General features: G+C 66.0%; 10 protein-coding genes. 6 read left to right on the top strand and 4 right to left on the bottom strand.

The genetic code is table 11. The features are described from left to right. Positions 1-51: 51 nt before the first annotated feature. From CKW37_RS24695 to CKW37_RS24675, 5 genes are all read left to right on the top strand, one after another. A complete protein-coding gene (locus tag CKW37_RS24695) occupies positions 52-1,797 on the top strand; it encodes a TolC family protein (RefSeq protein ID WP_218241365.1) in 1,746 nt (581 codons plus the stop codon). Continuing rightward, complete coding sequence (locus tag CKW37_RS24690) at positions 1,778-2,563, top strand: efflux RND transporter periplasmic adaptor subunit (protein ID WP_095158840.1); 786 nt, start codon at positions 1,778-1,780, stop codon at positions 2,561-2,563. Before CKW37_RS24695 ends, CKW37_RS24690 begins: the two co-directional genes overlap by 20 nt. After that, positions 2,560-3,891, top strand: coding sequence for an efflux RND transporter periplasmic adaptor subunit (locus tag CKW37_RS24685; RefSeq protein ID WP_095158839.1), 1,332 nt, complete (start codon positions 2,560-2,562; stop codon positions 3,889-3,891). Before CKW37_RS24690 ends, CKW37_RS24685 begins: the two co-directional genes overlap by 4 nt. Continuing rightward, a complete protein-coding gene (locus CKW37_RS24680) occupies positions 3,888-6,008 on the top strand; it encodes an HlyD family efflux transporter periplasmic adaptor subunit (protein WP_095158838.1) in 2,121 nt (706 codons plus the stop codon). Before CKW37_RS24685 ends, CKW37_RS24680 begins: the two co-directional genes overlap by 4 nt. Positions 6,009-6,198: 190 nt before the next feature. Beyond that, a complete protein-coding gene (locus CKW37_RS24675) occupies positions 6,199-6,798 on the top strand; it encodes a biliverdin-producing heme oxygenase (RefSeq protein ID WP_095158837.1) in 600 nt (199 codons plus the stop codon). 38 nt (positions 6,799-6,836) lie between these two features. Here CKW37_RS24675 and glgB read toward each other — a convergent pair whose 3' ends face one another. From glgB to CKW37_RS24660, 3 genes are read right to left on the bottom strand one after another with little or no spacing between them, the layout of a single operon-like run. Continuing rightward, entirely contained in the window at positions 6,837-9,050 is a 2,214-nt protein-coding gene (gene glgB / locus CKW37_RS24670; RefSeq protein WP_095158836.1) for a 1,4-alpha-glucan branching protein GlgB, read from the bottom strand. Then, complete coding sequence (gene treS / locus CKW37_RS24665) at positions 9,051-12,362, bottom strand: maltose alpha-D-glucosyltransferase (RefSeq protein ID WP_095158835.1); 3,312 nt, start codon at positions 12,360-12,362, stop codon at positions 9,051-9,053. A gap of 14 nt (positions 12,363-12,376) precedes the next feature. Beyond that, positions 12,377-14,404 carry an alpha-1,4-glucan--maltose-1-phosphate maltosyltransferase gene (locus tag CKW37_RS24660; RefSeq protein WP_095158834.1) on the bottom strand — a complete coding sequence of 676 codons (2,028 nt, stop codon included), beginning with the start codon at positions 14,402-14,404 and terminating at the stop codon, positions 12,377-12,379. Positions 14,405-14,543: 139 nt separating this feature from the next. Here CKW37_RS24660 and CKW37_RS33030 point away from each other — a divergent pair, with 139 nt between their 5' ends. After that, positions 14,544-14,711 carry a hypothetical protein gene (locus CKW37_RS33030; RefSeq protein ID WP_177454479.1) on the top strand — a complete coding sequence of 56 codons (168 nt, stop codon included), beginning with the start codon at positions 14,544-14,546 and terminating at the stop codon, positions 14,709-14,711. 55 nt (positions 14,712-14,766) lie between these two features. Here the strand turns inward: CKW37_RS33030 and CKW37_RS24655 are convergent, their stop codons facing one another. After that, the gene (locus tag CKW37_RS24655; protein ID WP_095158833.1) at positions 14,767-16,101 is read right to left on the bottom strand and encodes a 2-hydroxycarboxylate transporter family protein; all 1,335 of its coding nucleotides are present in this window, start codon (positions 16,099-16,101) and stop codon (positions 14,767-14,769) included. Positions 16,102-16,131 lie beyond the last annotated feature (30 nt).

The following is a 16,131-nucleotide window of genomic DNA, read 5'->3' as shown; positions in this document are numbered from 1 at the left end:
CTCCCCCACCTTAAGCAATCTTAATAAACCCGCAATTGCCCAATGTTGGGAATGATTCCTATCCTCGCCAGCGCCAAGCCGACCGCCCGCCGCTGGTTCGCCGCTTACCATTCGTTCAAGGGAAATAACGTGATCAAGAAGCAACTGCCCGGCTCGCCGAAACGGCTGCCGCTGAACCTCGCCGTCGGCTTCATGGCCATGGGCCTGAGCGCGTGTGCCATCACCCCCGAACCACTGACCCTCGACCAGCAACTGGCCCAGGCCAGCGCCGACCGCAGCCAGATGTTCGACAACCAGGAACCGGTGACCCAGGCCATCGACCTCGACCAGGCCATGGCCCGCGCGGTCAAGTACAACCTGCAACAGCGGCTGGGCCTGATGGAACGCGCCCTGGAAGACAACCTGCTGGAGCAGAGCAGCTTCGACATGCTGCCCAAGCTGGCCGCCCGCGCCGGCTGGCGTGGCCGCGACAACACCCTGGCCTCCTCCAGCGAATCGATCCGCACCGGCAACCAGTCGCTGGAGCCGTCCACCAGCCAGGACCGCTCGGTGCGCAGCGCCGACTTGCAGATGTCGTGGAACGTGCTGGACTTCGGCATCGGCTACTTCGGCGCCAAGGCCCAGGCCAACAAGGTGCTGGCCGCCGAAGAACGCCGGCGCCGGGTGATCGCCGACATCATCCAGCAGGTGCGCAGCGCCTACTGGGAAGCCGCCACCGCCCAGCGCCTGCAACCGCAAGTGCAGCGCGCCCTGGCCGATGCCCGCCAGGCGCTGGAACAGGCCCGGCAGACCGAACGCCAGCGCCTGCTCGCGCCGGTGGACGCCCTGCGCTACCAGAAAGGCCTGCTGGAAATGGTGCGCCAACTGGAAACCGTCGACGGCGAACTGGCCACCGCCAAGGCGCGCCTGGCCGGCTTGATGAACCTGCCGCCGGCGACCCGCTTCGACGTCGTGGTGCCCAGCGATCAACAGCTCCAGGCACCGAACCTGGCCTACCGCCTCGACGACCTGGAAGCCATGGCCATGGTCCGCCGCCCGGAAGTCCGCGAGGAAAGTTACCAGGCGCGCAACGCTGTGCTGGAAACCCGCGCCGCGCTGCTGCGCCTGCTGCCGGGGGCCTCGCTGTTTGTCGGTGGCAACTACGACAGCAACAGCTACACCACCAACAACCACTGGGCCGACGCTGGCGTGCAAGTGAGCTGGAACCTGTTCAACGTGCTCGCCTACCCAGCCATCAGCCGCACCGGCGAAGCCCGTGAAGCACTGGGCGAAATGCGCCGCCAGGCCATGCGCATGGCGGTGCTGACCCAGGTCAACGTGGCCTGGCAGCAATACCATCAGGCCACCCAGTTGTTCGAGCGCTCCAACGAGTTGCAACGAATCCAGAACGGCATCCTGCTACAGACCGAAAACGCCGTGCGCAGTGACGCCCAAACCGTGCTGGAACAGGTGCGCACCAGCACCGAGACGGTTCTCGCTCTGCGCAGCCGCGACCGCAGCTTCGCCCAGTTGCAAACCGCCTACGGCGCCATCTACCAGGCCGCCGGCCTCGACCCGCTGCCGGAGCGCCTGGCCGGTGACAGCGTCGCCGAACTGGCCCGCGCCATCGGCCAGAAAAGCGCGGCCCTGGCCCAAGGCACGATCCAGGCACCGCTGATGCTGCGCTACGCCGTGAGCAGCACCGACTACGTCACCCCGCAACGGCTGCAGCCAGTGAAACTGGACCTGTGGAGCAGCGTCGGTTCGTTGCAGGGCACCGAAGTGGTCGAGGTCAGCCATGCGCCGGCCCGCCGCTGAAACCTGGCTGCTGGCGCTGCTGCTCGGCAGCGCCACGGTCCTGGCCGAGGAGCCCGCGCCGTTGCAGGCGCCAGCGACCAGTGCGATGAACGCGCCGGACCTGCGGGTCCAGCTCAGCGCCAGCCAGCGCACGGTGATTTCCAGCGAACTGGCGGGCAAGATCACCGAGCTGAAGGTCAAGGAAGGCGACAGCTTCCGCAAGGGCGACCGTCTGGTCGCCTTCGACTGCGCCATTCACCGCGCGCGCCTGGGTCACTCCGGCGCCGCCCAGGAAGCGGCGAACAAAAAGCTCGGCGTGGCGAAGAAGCTCGACCAGTTGCAGTCCATCAGCGTCTCCGACCTCAGCCAGGCCCAGGCCGAACTGAGCATGGCGCGGGCGCAGAACGGCGTGAACCAGGTGATGGTGCAGCATTGCAGCATCGCCGCGCCGTTCTCCGGGCGGGTCGCCGAACGCAAGGTGCAGCCGGGGGAATACGTCGCCGAAGGCAAGGAGCTGCTGGCGCTGTATGACGACAGCGCCTTCGAGGTGGAATTGATCGTGCCGTCGCGCTGGATGGCCTGGCTCAAGCCGGGCTACCGCTTCAACGTGCACCTGGAAGAAACCGGCGGCGACTACGAGGCCAGGGTCGAACGCCTGGGCTCGGTGATCGACCCGCTGAGCCAGACCCTCAAGGTCTTCGGCCGCCTCGACGCGCAACCCGGGCAATTGCTCCCCGGCATGAGCGGCACCGCGCGCATCGACCCGCCAGCGGCGCCGCCAACATGAGCGCCGCCCTGCCGACGCCGGCACTGGCCGGCCTGGTCCAGCTCGAACGTCAGGTCCGCGCCGCCGAGGACATGGCGGCGCTGGGCTTCGTCATGGTCAACGACAGCCGGCGCCTGCTGCCCTATCGCCAGGCCATGCTCTGGGACGCCCGCGAGCAGCGCCTGCTGAGCCTGTCCGGGCTGGCCACGGTGGAAGCCGACGCGCCGTTCAATCACTGGCTCGCCAGCCATTGCCGCACCTGGCAACAGCAACACCCGGGGCCGAAACTGGCGCAGTTCAATGCCAGCCAACTGGGCAGCGCCGATCAGGCGCAATGGGCCGAATACCTGCCGTCGTGGCTGGTCTGGCTGCCGCTGGCGGACCGTCACGGTCACGTGCTCGGCGCCCTGCTGCTGGCCCGCGACCAGCCGCTGGACGGCAACGACGCCACGCTGCTGCCGCTGATGCAGGATGCGTTCGGCCACGCCTGGGCCAGCCTGCAACCGGCGCGTCCGCGTCCGTTGCAGCGCTTGCGCCGTGATCGTCGTTGGTGGCTCGGCGGGGCCGGCGCGCTGCTGCTGATCCTGCTCCTGCCGATCCGCCAGGCCACCCTCGCCCCGGCGGAAATCGTCGCCCTGCAACCGAGCGTGCTGCGCGCACCGCTGCAAGGTGTGGTGGAGCGTCTGTTGGTCGAACCGAACCAGACCGTGCAGGCCGGTCAGCCGCTGATCCAGCTCGACGCCCGTGAACTGCAAAGCCGCCTGGAAGCTTCGCGCCAGGCCCTGGCGATCGCCGACGGCGAGTTCCGCCAGGCCCAGCAACAAGCCCTCAGCGACGCCCGCAGCAAGGCCGGGCTGGCGGTGCTGCAAGGCCGCCGCGAACAGGCCATGGCCGAGGTGCGCTTTCTCGAACAAAGCCTTGAACGCACGCGGATCCTCGCCCCGCACGACGGCGTCGCGCTGTTCGACGACCCGGCGCAATGGCAGGGTCGTCCGGTGTCCCTCGGCGAACAGATCCTGCAGGTGGCGGACCCGGCGCACACCCAACTGGAGATCCAGTTGCCGGTCAATGACGCCATCGAATTGCAAAGCGGCGCCGAGGTGCTGCTGTTCCTCAACACCGACCCGGCGGCGCCATTGCAAGGCAGCCTCAAGCGCCTGGGCTACCGCGCCACGGCCACCGCCGAGGGCGGCATGGCCTATCGGCTGAAGGCGGCGTTCAACGAGGCCGACCCGCGAATCCGCATCGGCCTCAAAGGCACGGCCAAGGTCTATGGCGAACGCACCACGCTGTTCACCTACCTGTTGCGCCGGCCGCTGGCGACCCTGCGCATCTGGTTCGCCCTGTGACCGCCGCCAGCACCACCCTCGGCGAACTGCGCGAAGAATTGCGCCTGCACCCCGGCCCGCGGGATGCCAGCGGCGCGCCCGGCTGGACCCTGGAAGACCCGGCCAGCGGACAGTTCTTCCGCCTTGGCTGGGCCGAACTGGAGATCCTCAAACGCTGGAGCCTCGGCTGCGCGCAACGCATCGCCGAGCAGGTCAGCGCCAGCACCACCCTGAAGCTGGACGCCCAGGACGTCGAACGCCTGCGCGCCTTCCTGCGCCACAACCACCTGCTGCAATGCCGCGACGACGAAGACCGCGGACGCCTGCTGGAGGCCCTGCACAACCGCAAGACCGGCTGGGCACGCTGGCTGCTGAAAAACTACCTGTTCGTGCGCGTGCCGTTGCTGCGCCCGGATGCCTTTCTGCAACGCACGCTGCCCTGGGTCGCGCCGTTCTTCAGCCGCACTTTCCTGCTGCTGACCGTCGCCGCCGGCCTGCTCGGCCTGGCCCTGGTGCTCCGCCAGTGGGACACCTTCACCCACACCTTCCTGCACTTCTTCACTTTCCAGGGCGCGGCACTGGCCGGGTTGACCCTGATCCTCGCCAAGGTGCTCCACGAGTTGGGCCACGCCTACACCTGCAAGCGCCACGGCGCGCGGGTGGCAACCATGGGCGTGGCGCTGCTGGTGATGTGGCCGGTGCTCTACACCGACACCTCCGGCGCCTGGCGTCTGGCCCGGCGTCGCCAGCGACTGGCCATCGGCGCCGCCGGCATGGCCGCGGAACTGGCCCTGGCTTGCTGGGCCACGCTGCTCTGGAGTTTCCTGCAGGACGGCATGCTGCGCAGCGCCGTGTTCACCCTGGCCAGCACCACCTGGATCCTCACCCTGGCGGTCAACCTCAGCCCGTTCATGCGCTTCGACGGCTACTTCCTGTTGTCCGACCTGCTCGGCGTGCCCAACCTGCAACAACGCGCCTTCGCCCTGACCCGCTGGCGCCTGCGCGAAGTGCTGTTCGGTTTCGGCGATCCGCCACCGGAGTTTTTTTCCGCGGGCATGCGGCGGGTGCTGATCGGTTACTCCATCGGCACCTGGATCTACCGGTTCTTCCTGTTTCTGGGCATCGCCCTGCTGGTCTACCACTTCGCCTTCAAGCTGCTCGGCCTGCTGCTGTTCGCCGTCGAGATCGGCTATTTCATCCTGCTGCCATTGGTCAACGAAGCGCGCCAGTGGTTCGCCCGCCGCAAGGACTACCGCATGAACCGCAACAGTCTGATCAGCCTGTCCGCCTGTCTGCTGGCGCTGGTGCTGCTGTGCCTGCCATGGCGCAGCAGCGTCGAAGCCCCGGCGCTGCTCAAGGCCGCGCAGCAGAGCAGTCTGTACACGCCGGTGGCCGGACGGCTGGCGCAGGTGCTGGTACAGCCTGGCGACCGGGTTCAGGCCGGGCAGCCGCTGTTCATGCTCGATGCGCCGGACCTGCGGCATGAACTGGACAGCGTCGAACGGCGCATCCTGATCCTGCAATGGCAGACCAGCTTCCAGTTGCTCGACCGCGAAAGCGCCGCCGGACTGGGAGTGGTACGCCAGGAACTGACTGCCGCGCAACAGCGCCAGCAGGTGCTGCGTCAGCAATGGCAGGAGCTCACCGTGCGTGCGGCGTTTGCCGGCGAGGTCCGCGAAGTGGCCGAACCGCTGGCGATAGGCGAATGGCTGCCCGCGGGGCAATGGCTGGGCACGCTGGTGGGTGACGATGGTCAGCAGGTCGAAGCGTTTGTCGAAGAACATGACCTGCACCGCCTGCCGCCAGACAGCCGCGGCTGGTTCTACCCCGAGACCTTCAGCCGCGCCGCGCGGCCGGTACAGCTCGAACACCTGGCGCAGACCGCCAGCCGCCGCCTCGGCTCGGCGCCGGAACTCGCCTCGCCCTACCAGGGCAGCATCGCCGCCAGCCTCGACGGCAACGAACCGCCCAAGCCCGAACAAGCGCTGTACCGGGCGACGTTGCGGGTGAGCGGTGATGCACCGGAGAACGCCATGGTTCTGCGGGGCACGGTGGTGCTGGAGGGAGAGCGGCAGAGTTTGTTGTGGCGGGGAGTGAATAACCTGGTGGCGGTGGTGATTCGGGAGTCGGCGTTCTGATTTTTCAGTTTGGGGTGTCATGTGCGAATCGCGAGCAAGCTCGCTCCTACAGGGGCGCGGCTCAATCCACTGTAGGAGCGAGCTTGCTCGCGATGCAGCGACCTTAAGCGATCTTAATAGAGCCACGATTGTCCCCCTCCCACCCCGCTGCGCATCATTCCCGGCACAGTCACCTTCGATGGAATGCCCGATGAATGCTCCCGCCGTTTCCGCCCCATCCCCCAGCCGTTGCAAGCGCTTGAAAGCCGCCAGCAGCAGCGACCACGACAGCGTTGACGCACTGGTCATGGCTGCGCAACCGTTCGCCAACCGCGAGCGTTACGCGCTGTTCCTGCAACTGCAACACCGTTTCCACGGCAGCCTGCTGGGGCTGTACCGCGACAGCGATCTGAACGCGCAATTGCCCGGCCTGGAACTGCTGTCGCGGTTCGTGGCAGTGGAGTCGGACCTGCGTGACCTCGGTCTGAAAACGCCCGCCGCGCCGGCATTGGTGGAACTGGCGCACCCGGCTGAAGCCCTGGGCTGGCTGTATTGCAGTGAAGGCTCAAACCTGGGTGCGGCGTTTCTGTTCAAGGAAACCCAGCGCCTGGGCCTGGACGGCGAGCAAGGCGCCCGCCACCTGGCCGCCCACCCGGACGGCCGCGCGCCGCACTGGCGGCAGTTCGTGGCGCTGGTGGATGCGCTGGAGCTGAGTAGCGAGGAAGAGGCTCATGCGGTGAAGGGTGCGATCAATGCGTTCGATGCCTATCGCGGGCATTTGCGGGCGGTGTTTGGCCAAAACCCTGCCTAGAAAGAAAGCGGGACCGCAAGAGCGGTCCCGCAACGCGGTCAAGCCGGCCGCAAAATCAGCACCGCCAACGGCGGCAAGTTCAACGCCAGCGAAATCGGCTGCCCATGACTCGGCAGCGCCTGCCCGACCACCGCGCCTTCGTTGCCGTAGTTGGTGCCGGCATAACGCTGCGAATCGCTGTTGAACACCTCATCCCAACGCTCGCCGAACGGCACGCCAATCCGATACCCCTCGCGAGGAATCGGGGTGAAGTTGGCAACCACCAGCAACGGTTCGCCACTGGCGCTCCAGCGCAGCCAGGCATAGACGCTGTTGTGCGCATCATCGCCAATCAGCCACTGGAAACCCTGCGGCACGCAGTCCTGCTGGTGCAGGGCCGGCTCTTCGCGGTACAGGCGGTTGAGGTCGCCGACCAGGCGCTGCACCCCAAGGTGTTCGCTGTACTGCAGCAGATACCAGTCCAGTTCGCTGTCGTGGTTCCACTCGCGCCACTGGCCGAACTCGCAGCCCATGAACAGCAGTTTCTTGCCCGGATGGCACCACATGAACGCCAGGTAGGCGCGCAGGTTGGCGAATTTCTGCCAGCGGTCGCCGGGCATCTTGTCGATCAGCGAGTGCTTGCCGTGCACCACTTCGTCGTGGGAGATCGGCAGGATGAAATGCTCGGAATAGGCATAGATCAGGCCGAAGCTCATTTCGTTGTGGTGGTGCTGGCGATGGATCGGGTCGTTCTGGATGTAGTGCAGCGTGTCGTGCATCCAGCCCATGTTCCATTTGTAGGAGAAGCCCAGCCCGCCCTGTTGCACCGGCTGGCTGACGCCGGGCCAGGCGGTGGATTCCTCGGCGATGACCAGCGCGCCCGGCACTTCGACCGCGACCACCTCGTTGAGGTGACGGAGGAAGTCGATGGCTTCGAGGTTCTCGCGCCCGCCGTGGCGGTTCGGCACCCATTCGCCGGCCTTGCGCGAGTAGTCGCGGTAGAGCATCGAGGCCACCGCATCGACCCGCAGCCCGTCGATGTGGAATTCCCGCAGCCAGTGCAGCGCCGAAGCCAGCATGAAGCCGTGCACTTCGGTGCGGCCGAGGTTGTAGATCAGGGTGTCCCAGTCCTGGTGGAAGCCTTCCAGGGGGTTTTCGTATTCGTACAGCGCGGTGCCGTCGAAGCGGCTCAGGCCATGGCTGTCGGTAGGGAAATGCGCCGGCACCCAATCGAGGATCACGCCAATGCTGGCCTGGTGGCAGGCGTCGATGAAGGCGGCGAAATCCTCCGCCGTGCCGTAACGCGCCGTGGGCGCGAACATCGACAGCGGCTGATAGCCCCACGAGCCACCGAACGGGTGCTCCATGATCGGCATCAGTTCGATATGGGTGAAACCCAGTTCCTGGATGTAGGGCACCAGGCGCTCGGCCAGTTCGCGCCAGTTGTAGAAGCGGGTGACTTCGCCGGCCTCATCCAGCTCGCACTGCCAGGAGCCGGCATGCAGTTCGTAGATCGACAACGGCGCGTTGCTGCGCTGGCGCGCTTCTCGCGCTTGCAGCCATTGTTGGTCGCGCCATTCGTGCCGCAGCGGCCCGGCCACTTTCGAGGCGGTGCTCGGCGGCAGTTCGGTGGCCCGCGCCAAAGGGTCGGCCTTGAGCGGCAGCACGCCGTCCTGGCCGAGCACTTCGTATTTGTAGGTTTCACCAGCGCCCAGGCGCGGAATGAACAACTCCCAGACCCCGCTGGCATGGCGCAGGCGCATCGGATGACGACGGCCATCCCAGTTGTTGAAGGCGCCCACCACCGAGACGCGCCGGGCATTCGGCGCCCACACCGAGAAGCGCACGCCGTGCACGCCATCGACCTCGATCGGCTGCGCGCCGAGGCGGTTGGCGAGGTCGCGGTGGTTGCCCTCGCTGAACAGGTAGAGGTCCATGTCGCCCAGTTGCGGGCCAAAGTTGTAGGGGTCTTCGGTGACCTGCTCGCCCCCGGCCCAGTTGATGCGCCAGAGGTAATCGCCGGGCGGCTGGGTGAAGTGTGCGATGAACAGTCCTGGCACGCTTCCCTGCTCCAGCTCGGCGAGTTCCGCGCCATCGCCACGGCCCAGCGCATGCACGCTCAAGGCATCCGGCAAATAGGCGCGTAACCAGGTGCCTCCTGCACCATCGCCGTGCGCGCCGAGCACCGAAAAAGGATCGCTGTGCCGGGCATTCACCAGGTCATCGACATCGGTACGGCTCAGCCCGCCATGTTCCCGCTTGTGCACGCTCATCTACTGCTCTCCCCAGGTACTGACAAGCCCGTGCAGACCATGCAAGGGCACGGCCAACCAGCTCGGGCGGTTTTCGGCTTCATAGGCAATTTCGTAGGCAGCCTTCTCCAGGCTGAACAGTTCCAGCGCCGCCTGCTCGCCGCCGTCTCGCGCCCAGGCATGGGGAAGACTGGCAGTGGCCAGGCCGTAGGCCTGGATAAAGGCGTGGCGTGACTGATGCAGGTAGCGGCGAGTGACGCGTTGTCGCGCCTGCAGGTTGTCGGGCAGCGCACCGGCTCCCGCCGCGCCGCGCAGCGCCATCGCAGCAGCATAGTCGAAGGAACGCAGCACGCCGCTGACGTCCTTGTACGGGCTGTGCCGGGCCCGGCGCTCGTCCAGCGGCCGGGCCGGCTCGCCTTCGAAGTCGATCAGGTAGGCATCACCCTGCACCACCAGCACCTGGCCCAGGTGCAGGTCACCGTGCACGCGCATCACCAGGCCGCCTTCGGCCTGCTCGGCGAGTTGCCCGACTTCGCGCAGCAGGCTTTCGCGCTGCTGTTCGAGATCGGCGACCAGCGCCTGGCTTTCCTCGTCGAGCTGGTCGCGGTGCTGCACCAGCAGGTCCAGCGCGGTACGCAGTTGCTCGGCGATCTGCTCGCCCCAACGCTGGCTGTCCTGGCTATCGCTGACGCGGGTCTGGAACGCCGGGTCGTCGCTGGGCAACGCCAGGGCCTGGTGCATTTCGCCGAGGCGCTGGCCGAGCAACGCGGCGAAACCGGTGAGGTCTTCCAGTGCGTCGGCGTGGCCGTCGCCGCGCAGTTGCGGGGGGTCCATGTCATCGCGCACGGCGCGTTCGAGGTTGTTCTGGGTCCAGTCCCAGGCGTCGCCCTGGTTACTCAGGTAACCCTGGGCAATCGCCAACAGATGCGGTTCGCCGGCCTCATCGACCCGGCTCAACCAGCCCAGCAATGGCGAGATATTGGCGAAGCCGGCGGCGGTCAGGTAGGCGCCCATTTCCAGTTCCGGGTGGACACCGCCGTTGACCCGGCGGATCAGCTTGAGCACCAGCTTGCCGCCGACCACCACCGAGCTGTTGGACTGCTCCGCCGACAGGTAGCGCACCTCGGCGTCGTCGCCCAGGCCCAGCGCCGCCAGTTGCGGGGTGGATTCGAAGTGCAGCTCGCCGTCGCTGCCCGCCAGCCGGGTGTGCTGGGCGAAACCGTCGAGCAGGCCGCGAACGAAGGTTTCCAGGCTGAAACCGTCGGTGATAAAGCCGACCTGACGACCACGGCGCACCCGCGCCAGCGCCAGTTGCTGCGGCAAGGCGCTGTGAATCTGCTCCTCGCCGACCAGACCGAACGGCAGGAAGTAACGGCGCCGCTGGCCAGCGCTGTCCACTTCGATCTCGCTGAGTAGCACCGGGCTGGTGGGCGAGCCGAACCGCACGCCGTAGGCGATGTGCACCTGTTCGATGGCCGCGTCCTTGCCGGCGAACCAGCGCCGCTTGGGCAGGTACTGCGGCAGGATGGTCTGTTCCAGGGTTTCGCGGGCCGGGGCGTCGAGCAGTTCCTCCATGCGCTTTTTCAGCACCAGGGTGGTGAACTCCGGCAGCGGCTGTGCGGCTTCGACGTGCCAACTGGGCATGTTGTCCTTCGGCGCCAGCAGGAACCAATAGAACCCGTACGGCGCCAGGGTCAGCATGAACGGCAAGTGACCGATCGGCGGGAAGGCACAGCCGCCGAGCATTTCCACCGGCACACGGTCGACCCACGGCGCCAGGTCCAGCTCCACCGCTTGCGCCGCGCGGGACACGTTGGCCACGCACAGCACGGTTTCGCTGACGCCATCGGGCCCGGTGAATTCACGCAGGTAGGCGAGGATGCGGCGGTTGTTCGGCGCGAGCATTTTCAAGGTGCCGCGACCGAAGGCCTTCTGCTGCTTGCGCACCGCCAGCAGGCGACGGTTCCAGTTCAGCAGCGAGTGCGGGTCTTCGATCTGCGACTCGACGTTGATGGTCTGGTAGCCGTACTGCGGGTCCATGATCGGCGGCAAGACCAGCCGCGCCGGGTCGGCGCGGGAGAAACCGCCGTTGCGGTCCAGCGACCACTGCATCGGCGTGCGCACGCCGTCGCGGTCACCGAGGTAGATGTTGTCGCCCATGCCGATCTCATCGCCGTAGTACAGGGTCGGCGTGCCGGGCATTGACAGCAGCAGGCTGGTCAGCAGTTCGACACGGCGGCGGTCGCGCTGCATCAGCGGCGCCAGGCGCCGGCGGATGCCGAGGTTGATCCGCGCCCGGCGGTCGGCGGCGTAGTAGTTCCACAGGTAGTCGCGCTCACGGTCGGTGACCATTTCCAGGGTCAGTTCATCGTGGTTGCGCAGGAAGATCGCCCACTGGCAGTTCTCCGGGATTTCCGGGGTCTGGCGCAGGATGTCGGTGATCGGGAAGCGGTCTTCCTGGGCCAGCGCCATGTACATGCGCGGCATCAGCGGGAAGTGGAAGGCCATGTGACATTCGTCGCCCTTGCCTTCGCCGAAATACAACTGGGTGTCTTCCGGCCACTGGTTGGCCTCGGCGAGGAGCATGCGGTCGGGGTAATTGGCGTCGATTTCGGCGCGGATCTGCTTCAGGACCTGGTGGGTTTCCGGCAGGTTCTCGTTGTTGGTGCCGTCGCGCTCGATCAGGTACGGGATGGCATCCAGGCGCAGGCCGTCGACACCGAGGTCGAGCCAGAAGCGCATCACGTCGATCACCGCCTTCATCACCTGCGGGTTGTCGAAGTTCAGGTCCGGCTGGTGCGAGTAGAAGCGGTGCCAGAAGTACTGGCCGGCGACCGGGTCCCAGGTCCAGTTGGACTTTTCCGTGTCGAGGAAGATGATCCGCGTGCCGTCGTATTTCTGGTCGCTGTCGGACCACACATAGAAATCCCGCGCCTTGGAACCGCGCTTGGCGTGGCGGGCGCGCTGGAACCACGGGTGCTGGTCGGAGGTGTGGTTGATGACCAGCTCGGTGATCACCCGCAAGTTGCGCTTGTGCGCCTCGGCGATAAAGCGGCGCACGTCGGCCAGGGTGCCGTAGTCGCTGTGCACCGCCTTGTAGGCCGCGATGTCGTAGCCGTCATCGCGTCGCGGCGACGGATAGAACGGCAGCAGCCAGAGGGTGTTCACCCCCAGGTCGGCGATGTAGTCGAGCTTGGCCAGCAGGCCGGGAAAATCGCCGATACCGTCGTTGTTGGAGTCGAAGAAGGATTTGATGTGAATCTGGTAGATGATCGCGTCCTTGTACCAGAGGGGATCATCAATGAAGGCCGCGGGACGGTTTTTTCTCGCCATGGTCGATTCCCTTTCTAGTTCGCTTTGTCCAGACGCCAGATACCGAACGGCAAGTGCCAGGGCTCGATACGCATCCACTGGGTTTTGCCGTACCAGTTCCAGCGGTGGCCGGTCATCAGGTCTTCGCCGCGGGTGGTGGCGTTGTCATCCAGCCCCAGTTCCCACAGCGGCAGTTCGAAGTGCGCTTCCTGGGCGTTGTGCGGGTCAAGGCTGACCGCCACCAGAATGAAGCCCTCGCCATCGGGATCGGGCTTGCCGAAATAGACGATGTTGTCGTTCCAGGCGTTGAAGAAGCGCACGCCCAGGTGGCTCTGCAACGCCGGCTGCTGGCGGCGGATGCGGTTGAGCTGGGCGATCTCGGCAATGATGTTGCCGGGCTGGGTGAAGTCGCGCGGGCGGATCTCGTATTTCTCCGAGTCCTGGTACTCCTCCTTGCCGGGGATCGGCGCCGCTTCGCACAGCTCGAAGCCCGAATACATGCCCCACACGCCCGAGCCCATGGTCGCCAGGGCCGCGCGGATGAGGAAGCCGGCGCGACCGCTGGTGTGCAGGAAGAACGGGTTGATGTCCGGGGTGTTGACGAAGAAGTTCGGCCGGTAGCACAGCGACCACGGCGGCTGGTCGAGGGTCTGGAAATATTCCTCGATCTCGGCCTTGGTGTTGCGCCAGGTGAAGTAGGTGTAGCTCTGGCTGAAACCGACCTTGCCCAGCCGCGCCATCATCCCCGGCTTGGTGAAGGCCTCGGCGAGGAAAATCACCTCCGGGTGACGGCCGCGAATATCGGCGATCAGCCATTGCCAGAACGGCAGCGGCTTGGTGTGCGGGTTGTCGACGCGAAACTGCTTCACGCCCTCTTGCGCCCAGCCCAGCACCACGTCGCGCAGCGCCAGCCACAGCGAGGGGATGGCGTCGGGCGCATAGAAATCGACGTTGACGATGTCCTGGTACTTCTTCGGCGGGTTTTCCGCATAACGAATGCTGCCGTCCGGGCGCCAGGAGAACCAGCCGGGATGTTCCTTGAGCCAGGGGTGGTCCTGGGAGCACTGGATGGCGAAGTCGAGGGCGATTTCCAGGCCGTGCTCGGCGGCGGCGGCCACCAGCCGGCGGAAGTCTTCGCGGCTGCCCAGTTGCGGATGGATGGCGTCATGACCGCCGTCGGCGCTGCCGATGGCATAGGGACTGCCGGGATCATCCGGCGCGGCCTGCAGGGCATTGTTGCGGCCCTTGCGAAATTGCGTGCCGATGGGATGGATGGGCGGGAAATACAGCACGTCGAAGCCCATGTCGCGGATCATCGGCAGGCGTTCGTGCACGTCATTGAAGGTGCCGTGGCGCTGCGGATCGTCAGTGATCGAGCGCGGGAACAGCTCGTACCAACTGGCGAACACCGCCCGTTCGCGCTCCACTTCCAGGGGGAATTCCGGGCTGCGGCTGAGATAACTGCGCGGCTCGGCCTGGGCCATCAGCACCCGCGTGGGTGCCGCCATCAGCAGTTCGACCTGGGCCTGCGCCGGCAACCCCTTGCGCAGGCGCTTGGCGATCGTCAGCAATTGCTCGCGCAGCGGGCCGGCGCTGCGTTCGGCGCCGTGCTCCAGGTGCAGGCGGCCTTCCTTCAATTCCAGGGCGATATCGACGCCGGCGCTGAATTTCTTCTCCAGGTCGTGGCAATAGGTGGCGTAGCCATCGATCCACGCTTCGATCAGGAACAGGTGCCGGCCCACCTCGTTGACGCTGAACGCCGCCTGCCAGCGGTCGTTGCCCAGCGCCACCATCGGAATGCTGTGCCAGCGCCGGCTGCGGGCCTGGCGCCAGTTGAGGGTGACCGCGAGCACGTCATGGCCATCGGCGAACACCGAACTGTTGACCGTCACCGTCTTGCCCACTTCGGTCTTGACCGGAAACAGCCCGGCGTCGAGCACCGGGCTGGTGTTCTCGATCACCACGCGCGGCAGCAACAGGGCCTGGGACAGGCTCAGGGGTTCGTCGGCGGGGCTGTCGCCACCGGCCATTCGCTCGGTTTCGAAAGGCTCATTGCGGGTCATCGAACATCGCTCCGTTACGGCTGGCGGTAATGGTTCAGAGCAATGGCGGGCGCGGGGGTTCAATAAAAAGTGAGCGATGCCGGGAGCGCGGGGTCGAAGCCTTGAACGCCGCAATCAACGTCCTTTAGAGGTAAGGCCAATGAATATCCCTATCCCGGCAGAAACGCCCGATCCGAATATCGACGACCCGAACCTGCCACCACCGGATCCGGTGCAGGAGCCGGAAGGCGTGCCGGTCAAGCCGACCGTTCCGCCTACCGTAGGTGACCCGCCCACTGAAGAGCCTCCGGTGAAAGGCCAAGCATAGACGGCTTGCCGCGCCGTGCCCGGGGATTTTCCCGGGCGTTGGCGCGGCCTTGGGCTCAGTGAAACAGGCCCAACAGCAAGGTGGCGAGAATCACCGTCGAAGCGCCGCCGATCCGCGTGGAAATCTGCGCGAACGGCATCAGTGACATGCGGCTGGAGGCCGACAGGATCGCCACGTCTCCGGTGCCGCCCAGCCCGCTGTGGCAGCAGGTGACGATGGCGGACTCGATGGGGAACATCTTCAGCAGGTTACCGATCAGGAAACCCGCCAGGGTCATGGCGATCACCACCGACGCGCAGACCACCACATAACCCAGCGAGAACACCTTGACCACGCTGTCCAGCGGCACATACAGCATGCCGAGGCCGATCATCACCGGCCAGATGAACGCCGTGGACACCAGTTTGTAGAACGACTTGCTGCCCTCCTCCAGCCGCGCCGGCAGCACTTGCAGGTATTTGAACAGCACCGCCACCAGAATCATCATCACCGGCCCGGGAATGTGCACCACCTTCTCCAGCAGGCCGCCGAGGACGAAGAAGGCGCAAATCACCAGCACGCCCGCGCCCATGTAGCGGAAGTCGATGCCCTGGCTTTTGTCTTCCTGCTCGCGGAAGCGGTCGTTCTCTTCTTTCGCGCGGATCAACATGCCGTCGCCGTTCAGTTCCGGCCGGCGCAGGGCCAGGCGCGCCAGCACGCCGGCGCAGATGATCGCGACAATATTGCCCACCACCGCCGCCGGAACCAGTTGCGCCACGTACTGGTCGGGGCTGCCGCCGAGAATCGCCGAATAGGCCAGCGACAGCGGCAGGATGCCTTCGCCGATTCCGCCGCCAATGATCGGCACGATGATGAAGAAGAAGGTGTGATAGACGCTGTAGCCAAACAGCGAACCCACCAACAGGCCGGCGCCCACCGCAGCCAGGGTGCCCACCAGCAGCGGCACGAACATACGCACCATGCCTTGCACCAGGATGAAGCGGTTCATGCCGAGGATGCTGCCCACCACCAGGCTGGCGATGACGAAATAGAGGAAGTTGGCGTCCTTCATCAGCATCTTGGTGGCGTCGATGGTGGTGCTGCCGAAGAAGCCGTAGAACACCAGCACCGACGGCAGCATCAGGCACAGGATCGCCCCGCCGCCGATTTCCTTGAGGATCGGCAGGCGCTGGCCGATCTGGCCGAAGAACATGCCCATGGTCATGATCACCGCCAGACCGCCGATCATGGTTTTCGGCAGCAGGCCAAGGTGCGCGGAGAGAAACACGGTCAGGGCGATGCCGAGGAAATACGGCAGCGGGATCACGCCGATTTCATAACGCAGCAGTCGGCGCAACGGAGAGGTGGCGGTGTCGGCAGGCGCCACCGCGGAATCGGAAACCAGGCTCATGGTCGGTCCTCTGTTTGTTGTTGTAGGAGG

It is taken from the genome of Pseudomonas sp. Irchel 3E13 (assembly GCF_900187455.1).
GTDB lineage: Bacteria > Pseudomonadota > Gammaproteobacteria > Pseudomonadales > Pseudomonadaceae > Aquipseudomonas.
This window is presented reverse-complemented; position numbering and strand designations above follow the sequence as displayed.